Origin of the sequence: Microbulbifer agarilyticus S89, assembly GCF_000220505.1 — a bacterium.
Taxonomy (GTDB): Bacteria; Pseudomonadota; Gammaproteobacteria; order Pseudomonadales; family Cellvibrionaceae; genus Microbulbifer; species Microbulbifer agarilyticus_B.
The window spans coordinates 40,338-56,334 of sequence record NZ_AFPJ01000030.1 but is presented as its reverse complement, the minus strand read 5'-3'; the positions used below and the strand labels follow the sequence as shown (position 1 = coordinate 56,334).

The following is a 15,997-nucleotide window of genomic DNA, read 5'->3' as shown; positions in this document are numbered from 1 at the left end:
CTGTGGTGGCCCAGGTCAGTGCTTGGTTGGTGGGTCGGGTCGACGGTTAGTCGATGACCTTGGGGACCAGGTAAAGGCCCGCTTCCGATTGGGGTGCCAGGGCGAGGAACGCTTCACGCTGGTTCGGCTCGGTCACGGCGTCCTGGCGCAGGACCTGCACCTCATCCAGTGGATGGGCCATGGGTTCAACGCCATCGGTATTGACCGCCTGCAGCTGGTCCACCAGCTGCAGCACGTCACCCAGTCGGCTACTGACTTCGTCTATGGTTTCTTCAGAAATGGCGATGCGGGCCAGTTCGGCCAGCTTTTCGATGGTTTGCGCGTCCACGGCCATGGGGGTAGAGACTCCAGCTTCTCATTGGCTAATTTGCGGCCAGGCCCGGTTTTACGGGACTGGCGGGAATAGAAGGAGCGCAAATTTAGCATACCTGTGGGGGAAACTCTTAATGCTTATAAATCAGAGGGCGCTGAGCCTTGCCCTCGACCCCCGCCATTGTTAGAGTTTGCCGATTCTGGCCAGGCCACCGTCGCGTCTGGCTTATTCGTCGAAGAGCGGACGAAAACGCCGTCCGGAACACAGAATTGTTTGCGTGGACTAATTATCCTGTGGCGCATCTCCAGCTGGGGGCGCGATTCACTCTAGTTTGCGCTCCCGGCACCTGACCCCGCTCGGGTGTTGTACTACAGAAGAATTAAGGTAATCGAATTCCATGTTTAAACGTTTGCGGGGCATGTTCTCCAGTGATCTCTCTATCGACCTGGGTACTGCCAACACGCTTATCTACGTGCGCGATCGCGGCGTAGTCCTCGACGAGCCGTCTGTTGTTGCCATTCGTCACTACAACGGAACCAAAATTGTGGAAGCGGTTGGCGTGGAAGCCAAGCGCATGCTGGGTCGTACCCCGGGCAATATCACTGCGATTCGTCCGCTGAAAGACGGCGTGATTGCAGACTTCCAGGTCACCGAGAAGATGCTGCAGCACTTCATCAAGAAGGTGCACGAGAACAGCTGGATGCGCCCGAGCCCGCGGGTTCTGGTATGTGTGCCCTGTCAGTCCACCGAAGTTGAGCGCCGTGCGATTCGCGAATCTGCCCTCGGCGCCGGTGCCCGTGAGGTATGGCTGATCGAAGAACCCATGGCGGCGGCGATCGGTGCCGGCCTGAAGGTGGAAGAGGCGAGCGGCTCCATGGTGGTGGATATCGGTGGTGGTACCACTGAGATCGCAATCATCTCCCTGAATGGTGTGGTGTACTCCGATTCCGTGCGCATTGGCGGTGACCGTTTTGACGAAGCCATCGTTAACTATGTGCGCCGCAACTACGGCAGCGTCATTGGCGATGCCACTGCCGAGCGCATTAAAGAAGAAATTGGCTGTGCCTATGCCGGCAGCGAAGTGCGTGAGATCGACGTGCGCGGCCGCAACCTGGCCGAGGGTGTGCCGCGCAGCTTCACCCTGAACAGCGATGAGATTCTGGAAGCCCTGCAAGAACCTCTGACCGGCATCGTACAGGCGGTGAAGAGTGCGCTGGAGCAGTCTCCCCCCGAACTGGCTTCCGATATCGCCGAGCGCGGCATGGTGCTGACCGGTGGTGGTGCGCTGTTGCGCGACCTGGATCGCCTGCTGATGGAAGAGTCTGGTCTGCCGGTGATCGTCGCTGACGATCCGCTGACTTGCGTTGCCCGTGGCGGTGGCCAGGCGCTGGATATGATGGACAAGAGCCGTCTTTACTTAGTTTCAAGTTGAGTTTCCAGCTAATCCCGACTTGCAGCTGGTTTCGACCAGTCTGCGACGGCGGTGCTCACGGAGCGCCGATTGCACCCCAATGACTTCCTGAGGGAGTAGTTGGGCCGAGCGCCGCCGATTCACCAGCGTATGGATACGCGCACAGATCAATAAGAACATCATTGCTGAACAGGTCGATGGGGGCCGCCCATTAAACCGCTATTTACCCGAGGCCCGTCACCGGAATCCCGCATACTTGTGCTGGGGCTGGTGGCGACGGCGCTGATCCTGATCAATCTCTACACCGACTGGCTGAATCCGGTGCGCGAGCGCCTTGCCAGCCTGGCTGCGCCTTTTTACTGGCTCACCGGAACCCCCTCCCGAGTAGGTGATTGGGCCGGCGAGCAATGGCGTACCCGCGATGAACTGCTGGAGGAAAACAGCCGCCTCAAGCATCAGGTGATGCTGCTCGAGCAGCAGGCGCAGCTCCTCGCCGCGGTGCGCGCGGAAAACACCCAGCTCAAAGAATTGATGAACTCCGCCGAGAGCGTGAACCAGCGGGTGCTGGTGGCACAGGTGATCGGCGTGTCCCCGGACCCACTGGAACATGTGCTGATTATCGACAAGGGTCGCAGCGATGGCGTAGTGCAGGGTGCCGCAATCATGGACGCCAGCGGCCTGCTGGGGCAGGTGATTGAGGCCGGCGATTTTTCCAGCCGGGTGCTGCTGATCACCGATGCCAACCATGCCCTGCCCGTACAGGTGCTGCGCAACAGCGTGCGCGCGGTGGCCGAGGGCACCGGGGATTTATATCGACTCAAGTTGCGTCATCTGGCCAATACCAGCGATATCCGTGAGGGCGACCTGCTGTTGAGCTCCGGGCTCGGTGGCCGCTTCCCCGCGGGCTACCCGGTGGGTGAGGTGATTTCGGTCAAGCGTGATCCCGGACGCGCCTTTGCCGAAGTGGATGTGGAGCCCCGCGGGCGTATGAACCGCAGCCGTTTTGTGTTGGCGGTACTGAACGCGCCCATCGACGAGGGGCAGGACTGAGCGGATGGATGCCCACAATCGCTGGTTTATCCTGTTTACCGTGGTGGTTGCGCTGCTGCTGGCAGTGATGCCCCTGCCGACGGACTGGCTGTGGTTTCGACCTGCATTCTGTGCACTGCTGGTAATTTTCTGGACGACGCGTATGCCCCAGGAGCTGGGGGTGGGCTTTGCCTGGATGGTGGGGCTCGCCGAAGACCTGGTAACCGGGGCAACTCTTGGGGCGCACGCCCTATCTCTGGCGGTGCTCGCCTATTTCAGCCTGTTGACCTATCGCCGCACCCGCGCGTTTAACCCGGGGCAGCAGCTGATGTGGGTATTTGTATTGGTGGGGATCAACCAGTTGTTGGGCAACTGGGTGCACAGCCTGGCTGGCAAGTCGGTCCCGGGGCTGACCTTTCTGTGGCCGGCGCTCACCACGGCGGTATTGTGGCCGCTGATTACCCCCTGGTTGCACCGCACCGCCTCGAGCCTGCGCGTTAGGTGATTGCCCGACCCCGGCCCTGCGGTCAGCCGTGACAAAAGCCCGGCAACAAAAACTCGGCCGAAATTTGCGTTAAGTAACCTCAAGGGGCGGTTATTTTTCGAGCGCTGGCGCTATAATCAGGCGTTCTGATATTTCGTCCAGCAAATACATAATCATAAGCGTTGCCCGTGCCACAGCCAGACTCTCGACAAACCACTTCTGCGCCACGCCTACTGCTCGCCTCGGGTTCTCCCCGGCGCGCTGAGCTGCTGTCGCAGATAGGGGTTCCGTTTTTCTCTGCTGCCACTTCGGTGGAAGAATGTCGCCGCCCGGAAGAGTCTGGGCGGGATTATGTGCTGCGTCTCGCCCAGGAGAAGGCGCGGGCTGGCCTTGCTCAGGTGGAAACGGAAGCGGGGGCTGCGGTCTGGTCTCTGGGCGCCGATACCCTGGGCATCGTGCAAGATGTGGTGCTGGAGAAGCCGCGGGATTTCGCCGACTTTAGCCGCATGATGGGCCTGATGTCCGGCGCCGAGCACGCGGTGCTTACCGCCATTTGTCTGACCGACGGGGATCAGTCGTTCAGTACTGTGGTCGAAACCCGGGTACGCTTTCGTGAATTGAGCGATCGCCTGATCGAGGACTACTGGAATACCGGCGAGCCGCGTGACAAGGCCGGTGGTTACGGTATTCAGGGCAAGGGCGCTCTGCTGGTGGCGTCCATCCAGGGTAGTTACAGCAATGTGGTGGGGTTGCCGCTGGAGACCCTGTCGGGGTTTCTGGAGCGCGCGGGCATCCCCTTCTGGCAATTTGATCGGCGCGTCGATGCAGGGGTGATCGGGGAGTAGCGGTCCGGTGAGTGAAGAATTATTGATCAATGTGGCGCCCATGGAGACCCGTGTGGCGCTGGTAGAAAACGGTGTGTTGCAGGAGGTTTACCTGGAGCGCACCGCGAGCCGCGGTATTGTCGGCAATATCTACAAGGGCAAAGTCGTGCGCGTGCTGCCCGGTATGCAGGCCGCGTTTGTGGATATCGGGCTGGAACGCGCCGGGTTTATCCACGCCTCGGATATTGCGCCGTTGGATGACGAGGGCATGGAATCCCGCGAAGGCGAAGTGGCCGATATCCGCGCGCTGGTGCGTGAGGGGCAGTCGCTGGTGGTGCAGGTGGTCAAGGACCCGATCTCCAGCAAAGGCGCGCGCCTTACCACGCACCTGTCGGTATCTGCTCGCTACCTGGTGTATATGCCGCAGACCCGGCATATCGGTATCTCCAATCGCATCGAGGATGAGTCCGAACGAGAGCGCCTGCGCGCGCTGGTGGATCTCGCCTCCACCAAGCTGGCGGATGAGGGATTGAGCGGCGACGGCGGCTTTATCCTGCGTACGGTTGCCGAAGGCGTTAGCGAAGAAGAGCTGCTGCGCGACATTCCATTCCTGTACCGGCTCTGGAATGAGCTGGAGCAGCGTATCAAGGCGGAGAAAGAGCCCTCGATCATCTACGAGGACTTGCCGTTGTTTATGCGTGCGCTGCGCGATCTGGCCCGCCCGCACACCGAAAAGATCCGAATTGACTCACGCGAGGCCCACGCCCGCGCGGCCAAGTTCACCAGCAAATACGCGCCGGAAGTCGCCCCGCGGATCGAGCACTACCCCGGCGAGCGTCCGCTGTTTGACCTGTACGGTGTCGAAGAGGAAATCCGCAAGGCGCTGCAGAACAAGGTGACGCTCAAGTCCGGTGGGTACCTGATTGTCGAGCAGACCGAGGCGATGAGTACCATCGACGTCAACACCGGCGCGTTTGTTGGGCATCGCAATCTCGAAGAGACCATCTTCAAGACCAACCTGGAGGCGGCCACGGCGATTGCCCGCCAGCTGCGCCTGCGCAACCTCGGCGGTATCATCATTATCGACTTTATCGATATGCAGGATACCGAGCATCAGCGCCAGGTATTGCGCACGCTGGAGAAAGCGCTGGAGCGCGATCACGCGAAAAGCAGTATCACCGGTGTATCCGAGCTCGGGCTGGTGGAGATGACGCGCAAGCGTACCCGCGAGTCCCTCGGCCAGATGCTGTGCGAGCCCTGCTCGGTATGCGCAGGTCGCGGTACCCTGAAGACGGCGGAAACGGTGTGCTACGAGATTTTCCGCGAAATTATTCGCGAAGCCCGCGCCTACGACAGCGACAAGATTATGGTGCTGGCCAGCCAGGTGGTGATTGACCTGCTGCTGGATGAGGAGTCGGCCAACGTGGCCGATTTGGAAGAATTTATTGCCCGCCCGATTCAGTTTCAGGTGGAGCCTATTTACAACCAGGAGCAGTACGACATTGTACTGGTGTGATCGTCCAACCAAGACTGCGTGCGTGCGCCCGAGCATGGCCTTTCCTCAGGGAGAGTCTGCCTGATGCTGTGGTTGCGCTGGTTCGTCCGCAAGTTCTGGTTGCTGGTGGTGGTCCTGGTGATCTCCCTGGCGATCCTGGTGCAGACCGGGCGTATCCTTTCGCCCCAAGTCAGCAAGTACAGCCCGCAAATTAGTGGCTGGCTGTCCCAGCAGCTGGGCGCACCGGTTGCACTCGAGCATATCTCGCTGCGCTGGCAGGCGCTGGAAGTTGCCCTGCAGCTGGATGGCCTCAAGATTGGTGAGGATGGCCAGGTCGCGCTGCGCCGTGGCCTGTTTCATCTGGACCTGCTGGCGAGCCTGTGGAATCGCGAACTGATCTGGAAAAACCTGGAGGTTGATGGTTTTTCCGCGACGCTGGAACAGCGGGCAGAAGGCGGCTGGCAGGTGCGTGGCTTCCCGCGAGCCAGCCAGCCGGCCACACCAGCCACCGATGGCGTGCGCCTGGGTGATCCCGCACGCATTTTCCAGTTGGGCCCCAAGGTACTGGTACGCGATGCCAGCATCGGCCTGTCCCTTACCGATGGGCAGTCGGCGAATGTGAACCTTCGGGAAATCCAGCTTGAAAATAGCGGCGGCTTCCACCGTTTGGTGGCGCGGGCATTTGTTACCGGTGCGGTGCAAAGCCTGAACAGTGGCGAGGAGAGCCTGCGTTTGGTACTGGAAGGGCGCGGCGACCCCCGTCGCAGCGAGGCGTTCACCCTGCGCGGCTACGCACAACTGAATGAGCTACTGGTCGATGCCGACCTGATCGGGTTGATTTACCAGTTGTCACCCCTGCCCGAGAAACTCTACTGGCCTGGGCGCAAACTGGCCGGCGGGCGCCTATGGCTCAGTTCGGATGCGGACTCCGGTTACAGCCTGCGTGGCAACTTGAGCCTGTCTCAGGTTGCCGAGGACGGCGCGTCCGGCGGTGACACGGATTCTCAGAAAGCACCGGCGGGAGCGCTGGGTACGCTGAATGCCCTGTCGAGCAACATTTCCGGCAACTGGCGCCCCGGCAAGCAGTGGGAGCTGGTACTGCAAGACCTGGGGCTTAACTGGCAGCAGTTGGAAGTACCGGACGTGAACCTGCAGGCGAGCGGCGATCAGCAGGGCAACCTGCAGCTGGCGCTGGATCAGATTGAACTGCAGGCCTGGCACCGGGTGCTGCGGGTACTGGAGTTGATCCCGCCGAAAGCCGACGAGTGGCTGCAGGCGCTGGAGCCCACCGGTGAGCTGCAAAATGTGCGCCTGTCGCGGGTAAATGGCGAAGTGACCATCGCGGCCAATCTGCACGATGTCGCCGCGGGCGCGCACCGCGGTGCGCCGGCGGTGACCGGCGTGAATGGTTTCCTGTCGCTGAACGGGCAGGGTGGCCGGGTTGAGCTCGATAGCCAGAGCGGTTTCAGCGCGCACTTTCCCATGCTGTACGACGCACCATTCGAATTTACCTCAGCTCGGGGCACCGTAGCCTGGGATGTAGACCGTGAGCACGACACCGTATCCGTATATTCCGGCCCGCTGTTACTGGATGCCGCCGCGCGCGGCGCGCAGGGGCAGGTGCCCGCTGCTGGCGCTTTCCGCGGCCAGTTTTTGCTGCAGATCCCGCTGGTTCCATTTACCCGTCCATCAGACTTCACCCTGGCGCTGGGCCTGCGCAATGTCGCGGTTGCCGAGCAGCGCCACCTGGTGCCGACGGTCGTCAGCGCCGACCTGCGCCAGTGGCTGAACAACAGTATCGGTGTAGATAACTCGGGGCAGATTCCCGCCGCCGGGTTTATTTACCGGGGATACAGTTACCGCACCGGCGAAGACCCCGAACTCCTCGCACTGGGGAAAAGCAAGCAACGGCAGACGGTACAGCTGCAGGCCGATATTGCCGACAGCAGTTTGCGTTATGCCAGTGGTTGGCCCGTCGCCAAGCAAGTGAATGGCCATCTGGGAATCAACGATACGGAAGTCATGGTGATGGCGCCCACAGCCAAGCTGTGGCAAGTGGACGGCGAAAATGTGTCGGTGCGAATCTTGCCTGCGCCGGGTGGTTCGCGCCTGGATGTCTCTGCAGACTTGAAAGGGCCTGCGGCGGATGGTTTGAAGCTGCTGCGGGAATCCCCCCTGCGCGACAAGCTGGGCGATGCCTTTGATCACTGGTCATTGAATGGCGATATGCAGGGTACGCTGAAAATTGCCCAGCCCATGGGGGGGGCCAAATTTGCGCCGATGCAGGACATTGACCTGACGCTTGCCGGAAGCGAACTGAACCTGCAGAAGCTCAACCTGCAGATTGATCAGCTCAGCGGCAGGGTGCGTTACCACAGTGAGAAAGGCCTGGAAGGTTCCAGCTTCCGTGGCGCTCTGTGGGGGCAACCCTTGCAGGCATCGATTCAACACCTGGGCAGTGGCGATGCGCGCGATACGCAGGTGGTGGTGAATGGCAGTGCGAACACCGCAGCGATCGGGCGCTGGAGTGGGCGCCCGGAATTGCAGTGGATGGACGGTGACCTCGATTATCAGGCACTGGTTACCATTCCGGCCAAATCCAAGAACAAACCGTACGGTGCCGTGCTGGAGGTTTCCTCTGATTTGCAGCAGGTTGCCGTCGGTCTGCCAGCACCGCTTGGAAAGCTCGCGGGTGACAAGTCGCGATTTGTGATGCGGGTGCCAATCGGGGATGAAGGCAACCTGTATCACCTCAGTTACGGCGAGCACTTGCAGGGCCAGCTGTGGCAGGTCGATGGCAAGCTGGAGCGTGCCGCCATTGCGCTGAATGCACCGGCCACCCTGCCTGACTCGCCGGGTATTTCCGTGTTCGGCGATCTGGCGATCGTGGATTTTGCGTCCTGGAAACAGGCACTGGAAATTTACACCGAGAATGCCGGCGAGCCTGTAACCGGGGAGGATGCTTCCGCATTGCCCATCACCCTCGACCTCAGTACCGATTTGCTGAAAGTGTCGAATGCGGTGCAGATCGAGAACATACATGCACGCGGCCGTGGGCTGGGAGCCGACTGGCAGATACAGTTTGATAGCGAGACTGCCGCTGGTGAATTGATTGGGCTATTGAATTCCACCTCACCGTTGGTGTTGAAACTCGAGCATCTTCGGTTGCCGGCACTGGCCAAGAAGCAAGCCCGAGGCGGCGACAGCGAACAGGAAACCCCTGAGCTGGGGGAAGTTGCCGTACGCGAGGCGATACAGGATCGCTGGCAAGGCTTTGATTTCACGGCTTTGCCGCGGGTGGATTTCGCCACGGAAAACTTGTGGCTCGGTGAGGAGGCGATGGGGCCCTGGTCGTTCCGCCTGCGCCCCTCCGAAGAGCGCCTGGTGGTTAGTGAAATTCAGGGCGCCATGCGTGGTTTACGGATCGAAGGGCGTGGCGAAGGCGAGAATCGCCTGGGCGCCCAGCTGATGTGGATGCGCGATGCCGATGGCAGTGAGTCCACCCAGTTTATTGGTCGCTTGAGTGGCGATAACCTCGGTAACGTACTGCAGGCGTGGGGGCAGGAAGCGGCCATCGAAAGCCGTTCGGCGGTATTTGATACTGCGCTGCGCTGGAGCGGTTCGCCGGCGATGGTGCGCCCCAATGGTATGAACGGCGAAATTCGCATCGATATCCGCAATGGCCGGTTCCTGCGGGCCAGTGACAATGCCGGCACATCCCTGTTGCGGCTGCTGTCCCTGTTCAACTTCGATACCTGGGCGCGGCGCCTGCGTCTGGATTTCTCGGACCTGGTGCAAAGTGGCCTGACGTTTGACCGGGTGCACGGTGAGGTGTATTTCGAAGGGGACGGCGAGTTGCTGATTGCGGTACCCATTCAGGTGGAAGGCCCCACCAGTGAGTTGCAGATGGCGGGGCGGGTGAACCTGCAGCGGGAAGATCTGAACCTGACGCTGGTGGCAACCCTGCCGGTGGGCAACAACCTCGCATTTGTTGCGGCGCTGGCCGGTGGCCTGCCAGCGGCGGCGGGGGTTTACCTGATCAGTAAGGTGTTCAAAAAACAGGTGGATCGCGTCGCCAGTGTCAGCTACCGCATCAACGGTGCCTGGACGGAGCCAGAGGTGCGCTTTGACCGCCTGTTTGACGATGGCGCTTCTGGTACCGCACCGCAGCGTGCGGTTGCCAACTAAAACAATTTTCGCTTTTCTTTCTGGCTTGAGAAATATCGTGCTATTCGGTGAAATTGTGCGCTGGTGGTTGCAAAAACCGAATAATTATTCGATATTGCTGTTTATTGCGACGACGACAGCCGTTGTAAGATCCGCAGCTAAGCAAGCACTGCATCCAGACTTGAGTAAGTAACAACAATAATCACGCTATCGAGGTTCTTCGCCAATGTCCGAGGTGGTTTCTTTGGCCGGTTTATCCGCTAATCGCTATACCCTGTTCAAGATCTTTAAGTACGTTGTGTACAGTTTGCTGGCGTACAACGTTTATGCGTTTTTCCTGGAAAACCATGCGGCCGCGGGTACGGTGTTTGCCGATGGGGTTAGCCTGGGCAAAATCATTGAGGCCTATAACGATTCGATCGATACCCTGGCCTGGGTGGTGTTGCTGCTGGTGTTCGAACTGGAAACCTGGGTGCTGTCGGACGAGAAGCTGAAGGGCGCAACCAAGTGGGCTCTGAACGCGGTGTCGGCGTTCTGTTACGTATTTATTGTCTATTCCTTCTACGGTTACTTCTCCGAGATGGTGACGGTGACCAATCTTCTCCCGGTATCGGCAGCGGCGTGTGACCTCGTGGCAAACGGCGGTTGGTCTTTGGTGCTGGAGCAGGATGACTATGTGGCGTTGACGGCGGCCAACTGTGGTTCGTTGGCGGATGCGAATTTGCTGCAACTGGCGGGCGCGCAGGTTGTGGGTTCTGCGGAAGTCTGGCGTGAGATTCAGTGGTTGGCCTGGGTGGATGTGATTAATTCCGGTGCCTGGCTGCTGGTGGTGGCGATCCTGACCTTTGATGTATGGCTGCAGCTGCGTCATCAGCTGTCCGATTCCATTATGCGTTACTCTCAGGTAATCAAGGGTGTCCTGTATTTCACGCTGTTGCTGTGCGCTATCTACTGGGGCTTCAACGGCAGCTTCCTGGACTTCTGGGATGCATTCCTGTGGCTGGTAGCCTTCTTCTTTATCGAGATGAACCTGTTTGAATGGCAGGCTGAGACAAGCACTGAAGCCAGCGCTGAGTGAGGAATAATTCGGGGGCGGGTGCTTTGTTCTGGTCTCGGTGGCGGTACCGCCACCGGGCAAGACATTGTGAGACTCGCCGTGGACCCATCCCTGGGGGGCTCTTCTAAAACATCCTTGTTTTAGAAGGTCTCACAATGTCTCGCCCGGTACCGGCACCTTAGCATCGGGCATCTGTGTCATTGATGCCCTGAGCTTTTAAATCACGCGCTGCGGCTGGTCACTTCCAGCAGGTGATAGCCAAACTGGGTTTTCACCGGGCCGTGTACCTTGTTCAACTCATCGTTGAAAACCACCTTGTCGAATTCCGGCACCATCTGACCCTGACCGAACTCACCCAGGTCGCCGCCATTGCGGCCGGACGGGCACTTGGAGTATTGCTGGGCAATTTTTCCGAAATCGGCGCCGTCTTCGATTTGCTTTTTCAGGTCCTGACACTGGGCTTCAGTTTCAACCAGAATGTGGCGTGCTGTTGCTCTTGGCACGGGTATCTCCCTATTTATTGGTGATGAAGTGTTTGTTGAGCGGCAAGCTTAGTGCGTAACGAACTGGGGCGCTACTCACTGTCCGGATAGCGCGGCAAAGGTGTTGCACTGGTTCACATCGCCGGTGCTGAATCCGCGATTGAACCAGTAGGCGCGTTGCTCAGCGCTGCCGTGGGTAAATGCGTCGGGCGATACGGCGCGGCCGGCGCGGCGTTGCAGGTGATCGTCACCCACTGCGGCCGCGGCACGCAGACCCTCCTCTACGTCCCCAGGCTCGAGCATTTGCTTGTCGCGGTTGGCGTAAAACGCCCATACGCCGGCGTAGCAGTCGGCCTGTAGTTCCAGCATTACCGAGAGCCGGTTTGCGGTTACCTTGTCGGCGCGCATGCGCGCCTGTTGCACCTGCGCGGAAGTGCCCTGTAGGTTCTGCACATGGTGGCCCACTTCGTGGGCGATCACGTAGGCGAAGGCGAAGTCCCCGGGGGCACCTAGTTTCTTGAGTTCGTTGAGGAAACTCAGGTCCAGGTACACTTTCTGGTCACCCGGGCAGTAAAAGGGTCCTACCGCGGCAGAGCTCAAGCCACAGGCGGAACGCACTGCGTCGGTGTACAGCACCAGTTTGGGTGCCATGTATTGGGAGCCGGCCTGCTGGAATATGCCACCCCATACATCTTCGGTGGACCCCAGCACGACCGCGACAAACTGCGCCAGTTCGTCCGTGGCCCCGGGGGTGCCCGGCGCGGTCTGTGCGTCCGGGCCCAGGCTTGGGGATTCGGTTGTCTGCATGCCGCTAAACAGGTTGCCGCCAAAGAAGTACAGGGCGGCGAGGGCGGCGAGAATCAGCCAGCCGGTTTTGCTGCGCAGCAGGAAAGGGGCCAGCGCGAGCAGGTTGCCCATCCCTCCCAGGCCGCCGCCTCCCGGTGATTTTTCTCCGCGGCGATCTTCAACATTCGAGCTTCTGCGACCCTGGCGCCAACGCATGGTGATACCTCTTGATTCACGATCGTTGATGGGCAACCGCGTTGCACATCTGCGATTTCACTTCGCACATAGTTCTGAGCATAGATCAGATGGCGCGATTTTTTGTTTGCGCGTCGGGAGATTATTCTTGTGCCATCCGCAGGAGTGGTATCGTTGTCCCATCCACGTGCAACCAGAGAGTCAGTATTTTGTCACTTATTCCGCTCTTTCCTCTCAACATGGCCCTGTTTCCCGGGGTGACGCTGCCGCTGCGTATCTTCGAACAGCGCTATCTGCGGTTGGTGACCGAGTCCATGAAATCCGACACCGGTTTCGGCGTCGTGTTGATTCGCAACGGCAAAGAGGTGGGGCCTTCGGAAGTCTGGCCGCTGGGACTGTATGTGCGCGTGGTGGACTGGAGCCAGGGTGAAGAGGGGCTGCTGCATATCGATGTGGCCGGTGAGTCCCGCTTCCGTGTGTTGGAGACCCACCGCGAGGAAGATGGCCTGCTGATGGCGGAAGTGGAGTGGCTGCCCGACGAGGAGTCGCACCCGGTGCCGGAGAGCTGCGATGGCCTGCTTGCGGTGCTGAACGACTTAAAGCAACACGCGGCAACTTTGGCACTGAAGTTTGCCCCGGTTGAGTCTGCGGAGGCGCTGTCCTGGCAGTTGGCACAGCTGCTGCCGCTGGAGGATGCGGCGCGCGTGGAATTGCTGGCGAGTCACGATCCGCTGGAGCGGCTGGCAAGTATCGCTGCCAATTTGGATCGCTGGGCTAAGGAGTAGCGCCAAGGGGTAGGCGCCAAGGGGTAGGCGCCAAGGAGTAACAGCAACAGCGGCGGGGGAGTGGACCGCTGTGGCTGAGAGAAACAAAACAATAAAACCTGAAAGAACGCTATGGAAAATTTTGTGTTACTCGGCGTCCTGCTGATCATCTCGATCATCGTTGGCGCATTTATGGGGATGTTTGCCTTTGCCGAGGTAAAGCAGTTGCGCAGAGAGGTGCGCAATTTGAGTGCGCGCCTGGACGAAGTGTCTGAGCTGGGCGAAGCCACGGGCCAGAACCGCAGTGCTGCGGGCGATAACGATGTATTTCCCACCGCTGCGCAATCGCCACCAGAGTCCGATACGCTCGAACTGGATCTCGATTTGGGTCAGCCTCCGTCGGCGACACCGCAGAAACCCCGCAGCCAGCGCTGGCGCCGGCAAGCGGAGAAGCGTTCGCCTGCAGGGCCCACCGCAGGCGGTCGCTTTTTCGCGAACCTGCAGAAAAACTGGATGGTGTGGCTCGGTGGCGCCTGTGTGGCGCTGTCCGGGGTATTTCTGGCCCGCTACGGAATCGAGCAGGGCATGCTCGGACCCAAGGTCAGGGTGGTACTGGGGCTGGTGACGGCGCTGGCGCTGTACATTGCCGCGGAAGTGTTGCGCCGCAAAACCGGTGGTACCCACCCGACCTTTGCCGCCCTCGCCGCCGGTGGTGCCATAACCGCATTTGCGGCCGTTCTTTCCGCGGTGCATCTGTATCACTTTATCGAGCCCGGGGTTGCGTTTGGTGCCCTGGCGCTGGTGGCGCTGGTGACCATGTGGTTGGCGCGCTTGCACGGCCCGGTATTGGCCGCTATCGGCATGCTCGGTGCTTATTCGGTACCGATTCTGGTCTCCAGTGATTCCGGCAATGTCCTTGGGGCAATGGTGTATGCACTCATCATCTCCGCATCGGTACTGCTGCTCCTGCGCCACGTTTATCGCAGCTGGCTCTGGCTTGGATTGCTGGCCGGAGCACTGCTGTGGTGGCTGGTTTCCCTGGTTGGGCACCAGGCCGATGGTTGGCGCGGTCCCTATCTGGCGGTCGTCGCCTACCTGATTCTGGCCGTCATTCCACGGGACTGGCTGCTGCGCCTGCGTATCCCGGATACCAGTCAGCAGGGCGCGCTGGTGCTGCCCAGCCTGCTGTTACTGGTCGCCGCGCAGTGCATATCCATTTTGCGAGAAGGTTTTCTGTCTTCGGCGATCTGGGCCTGGAGCCCGCTCGCGATTGTGACCTTACTGGCCGCACGCCAGACTCCGCGCCTGGCGCCGGTACCCTGGGTGCTGTTTCTTGGGCAGGTGGCGGCCTGGTTCGCCAATCAGGTAGGCGGTGAACCCCTGCGTTTGTCGCCAATGGCCCCCGAACTGCACAGCCCATTTTTGACCTACCTGCTGGTCAACACGCTGCTGTTTAGTGGTTTTGCCGTATTCAACTATTTCGCGGTGGGTAGCGGCGAGAGTAAAGCGCGGGCGGTCACTGCGGCCTGGTGGGCGTCGCTGGCGGTGATGGCGCCACTGTTGTCGCTGTTGCTGGGGTATGCCCTTGCCGGGGACTTCCTGCCGCAATATTTGTGGTGTCTGTATGCGGCAATATTTGGCGCCATCTTCATGCTGCTGGGCAGTCGTGGTGTCGGTAAACACTGGTCGCGGGGCATGGTGGTATGGCTGTTTATCGCCGCCCATTTCGCCTACAGCCTGGCGGTGTGCCTGTGGCTGCAGCAGGCGAGTCTTACCCTGGCACTCGCACTGCAGGCGATATCCCTGGCGTGGGTGATCCGCCGCTTTGATATGCCCGCGCTCGGCTGGTTGCTGAAGGCGGTGTTGCTGGTGGTAGTGGTGCGGCTGACATTGAACCCGTGGCTGCTCAGCTATGAAAACGTCGCGCACTGGTCGCTGTGGACTTATGGTGGCGCGACCCTGTGCGCCTGGATCGCTGCGCGACTACTTGCCGCTTCCCAGCCAGTGGATTCGGTACCGGCTAGTTTGGCGCGCTGGGCGGAAGCGGCTGCCCTGCACCTGCTGGTGCTCACTCTGTGGGCGGAGTGCCGTTACTGGCTCTACAACGGCAATGCGCTCGCTGCCGAGTTCAGCTTTGCCGAGGCGGTCATTGATATGTGGCTGTTTACCTGCCTGGGCCTCGTTTATTACCGCAAGAGCTTGCTTAGTGGCAGCTTTGGTCGCTGGTACGACGGCTACGCACGCGTGCTGATGCTGGCCGGGCTCGGCTGTTACATCCTGATTCTACTGGCCACTGCATTGAGTGAGCCCTCGGTGTGGCGCGAGATTGGCGAGCGCCCGCTGGCGAATATGCTGATCCCGGCGTTTGCCGGGCCCGTGTTGCTGGCGGCACTGGCCAGTCGCTATTACTTGCCCAGTGTGCGCCGCTTTGCCGGGCTGTTGGCGGCACTTGCGGCATTTGTGTGGATATCGCTTGAGGTGCGACACCTGTGGCAGGGCAATATCCGCCTCGATACACCGGCAAGCACCGGCGAGCTCTACACCTATTCGGCGGTGTGGCTGGCGGTTGCGGTCATCGCGATCCTGGTTGCCAGCTGGCGTGGCTGGCGCAGCGCTTACCAGGGCGGTATGGCGCTTTTGGCACTGGTGATCGTCAAGCTGTTTCTGGTGGATATGTCCGGGCTTGAGGGGCTGCTGCGGGTGGCCTCGTTTATGGGCATGGGGCTCGCATTGCTGGGGATCGCCTACCTCCACCAGAAATTGGGGGTGAAACCGCAGGATTCCGCTTAACTCAAGCCAATCCAGACCATTTTTTGGCCGCGCTTACGGTATACTGCGCGGCCTTTTTCCGGCGGCTTTCTATTTGGCGACTTTCTTATTGGCGGTTTTCTTTTGGACGCCTTCCTGTTGGGCGGGAATGGCGAAGCTCGTCGGCGGAGACCGGACAGAATGACGCGGGACCGGCAAAGGTCCCGGACCGATAGCGTGTA

Annotated in this window: 12 protein-coding genes; 9 read left to right on the top strand and 3 right to left on the bottom strand. The window is 60.2% G+C overall.

The genetic code is table 11. The annotated features are described in order from the left end of the window. Nucleotides 1-46: 46 nt before the first annotated feature. On the bottom strand, nt 47-334 hold the full coding sequence (gatC, locus tag AS89_RS0109005; protein ID WP_010132218.1) for an Asp-tRNA(Asn)/Glu-tRNA(Gln) amidotransferase subunit GatC: 288 nt from the start codon (nt 332-334) through the stop codon (nt 47-49). Nucleotides 335-710: 376 nt separating this feature from the next. Here gatC and AS89_RS0109000 point away from each other — a divergent pair, with 376 nt between their 5' ends. The 7 genes from AS89_RS0109000 (at nt 711) to AS89_RS0108965 (ending at nt 10,801) form a co-directional block, all read left to right on the top strand. Continuing rightward, a complete protein-coding gene (locus AS89_RS0109000; RefSeq protein ID WP_010132216.1) occupies nt 711-1,745 on the top strand; it encodes a rod shape-determining protein in 1,035 nt (344 codons plus the stop codon). A 189-nt stretch (nt 1,746-1,934) separates the two neighbouring features. Then, on the top strand, nt 1,935-2,774 hold the full coding sequence (gene mreC / locus AS89_RS0108995) for a rod shape-determining protein MreC (RefSeq protein ID WP_081475709.1): 840 nt from the start codon (nt 1,935-1,937) through the stop codon (nt 2,772-2,774). A gap of 4 nt (nt 2,775-2,778) precedes the next feature. Continuing rightward, nucleotides 2,779-3,258 carry a rod shape-determining protein MreD gene (mreD, locus tag AS89_RS0108990; RefSeq protein WP_010132214.1) on the top strand — a complete coding sequence of 160 codons (480 nt, stop codon included), beginning with the start codon at nt 2,779-2,781 and terminating at the stop codon, nt 3,256-3,258. Nucleotides 3,259-3,425: 167 nt separating this feature from the next. After that, complete coding sequence (locus AS89_RS0108980; RefSeq protein ID WP_050901673.1) at nt 3,426-4,082, top strand: Maf family protein; 657 nt, start codon at nt 3,426-3,428, stop codon at nt 4,080-4,082. A gap of 7 nt (nt 4,083-4,089) precedes the next feature. Then, nucleotides 4,090-5,577 (top strand): ribonuclease G, encoded by a 1,488-nt coding sequence (rng, locus tag AS89_RS0108975; protein ID WP_010132212.1) that lies wholly within the window; start codon nt 4,090-4,092, stop codon nt 5,575-5,577. A 63-nt stretch (nt 5,578-5,640) separates the two neighbouring features. Continuing rightward, nucleotides 5,641-9,744, top strand: coding sequence for a YhdP family phospholipid transporter (locus AS89_RS0108970; protein ID WP_010132211.1), 4,104 nt, complete (start codon nt 5,641-5,643; stop codon nt 9,742-9,744). 214 nt (nt 9,745-9,958) lie between these two features. Beyond that, a complete protein-coding gene (locus AS89_RS0108965; protein WP_373419108.1) occupies nt 9,959-10,801 on the top strand; it encodes a hypothetical protein in 843 nt (280 codons plus the stop codon). A 200-nt stretch (nt 10,802-11,001) separates the two neighbouring features. Here the strand turns inward: AS89_RS0108965 and AS89_RS0108960 are convergent, their stop codons facing one another. Both AS89_RS0108960 and ypfJ read right to left on the bottom strand, forming a co-directional pair. Beyond that, the gene (locus AS89_RS0108960) at nt 11,002-11,283 is read right to left on the bottom strand and encodes a peptidylprolyl isomerase (protein ID WP_010132209.1); all 282 of its coding nucleotides are present in this window, start codon (nt 11,281-11,283) and stop codon (nt 11,002-11,004) included. A 75-nt stretch (nt 11,284-11,358) separates the two neighbouring features. Next, entirely contained in the window at nt 11,359-12,264 is a 906-nt protein-coding gene (gene ypfJ, locus AS89_RS0108955) for a KPN_02809 family neutral zinc metallopeptidase (protein ID WP_029249907.1), read from the bottom strand. A gap of 188 nt (nt 12,265-12,452) precedes the next feature. On the opposite strand from ypfJ, the gene AS89_RS0108950 reads away from it, so the two are divergent. Together AS89_RS0108950 and AS89_RS17255 are read left to right on the top strand one after the other, a co-directional pair. Beyond that, nucleotides 12,453-13,028 carry an LON peptidase substrate-binding domain-containing protein gene (locus AS89_RS0108950; RefSeq protein WP_010132206.1) on the top strand — a complete coding sequence of 192 codons (576 nt, stop codon included), beginning with the start codon at nt 12,453-12,455 and terminating at the stop codon, nt 13,026-13,028. 111 nt (nt 13,029-13,139) lie between these two features. After that, a complete protein-coding gene (locus AS89_RS17255; RefSeq protein ID WP_010132204.1) occupies nt 13,140-15,797 on the top strand; it encodes a DUF2339 domain-containing protein in 2,658 nt (885 codons plus the stop codon). The last annotated feature ends 200 nt before the right edge of the window (nt 15,798-15,997 follow it).

Bases quoted from the DNA above. Each gene is read 5' to 3' on its own strand.
- gatC (WP_010132218.1), bottom strand. From the start codon at position 334: ATGGCCGTGGACGCGCAAACCATCGAAAAGCTGGCCGAACTGGCCCGC.
- AS89_RS17255 (WP_010132204.1), top strand. From the start codon at position 13,140: ATGGAAAATTTTGTGTTACTCGGCGTCCTGCTGATCATCTCGATCATC.
- mreD (WP_010132214.1), top strand. From the start codon at position 2,779: ATGGATGCCCACAATCGCTGGTTTATCCTGTTTACCGTGGTGGTTGCG.
- ypfJ (WP_029249907.1), bottom strand. From the start codon at position 12,264: ATGCGTTGGCGCCAGGGTCGCAGAAGCTCGAATGTTGAAGATCGCCGC.
- AS89_RS0108970 (WP_010132211.1), top strand. From the start codon at position 5,641: ATGCTGTGGTTGCGCTGGTTCGTCCGCAAGTTCTGGTTGCTGGTGGTG.
- AS89_RS0109000 (WP_010132216.1), top strand. From the start codon at position 711: ATGTTTAAACGTTTGCGGGGCATGTTCTCCAGTGATCTCTCTATCGAC.